Raw genomic sequence first — 371 nt, 5'->3', positions numbered from 1 at the left:
CGTGGTGAAATCGACCGCTTTATCAATCGCCTGAACCATGGCCTCGGCAAGTTCGGCAACGAATGGACCTTCACGTTACGTGCTGGCGGTTTCTCCGGTTATCCGCAATCCGCCTCCATCATGGTCAACGGCCAGCAAGCGGGCCTGTGTGCTTGGGGTGCCAAACAACATGGCTGCTATGTGTCGTTTTCCGGTACGGGCTGTGTCGCTTTGGACATGCCTGAAGTGCACAAGATGCTCAATGATTTGCCAGGTGCAAAAATTACCCGCGCCGATGTCGCTTATGACTGTTTCAACGGTGAATTCGGGATCAATCTGGCGCGTCAAATGGCAAAGGAAGGCTGCTTTATTACCCGTGGCCGTCCGTGTTC

At 54.2% G+C, this 371-nt stretch carries 1 protein-coding gene; it reads left to right on the top strand.

Translation table 11 applies throughout. The features are described 5' to 3' along the window. Positions 1-371: hypothetical protein (locus tag R0J87_RS18840; protein WP_498888121.1), on the top strand; the 371-nt coding region annotated here is incomplete at both ends.

Origin of the sequence: Halomonas sp. SIMBA_159, assembly GCF_046536035.1 — a bacterium.
Lineage (GTDB): Bacteria > Pseudomonadota > Gammaproteobacteria > Pseudomonadales > Halomonadaceae > Vreelandella > Vreelandella venusta_A.
The sequence above is the reverse complement of the archived record's forward strand: the minus strand, read 5'-3'. Positions and strand labels throughout refer to the sequence as shown.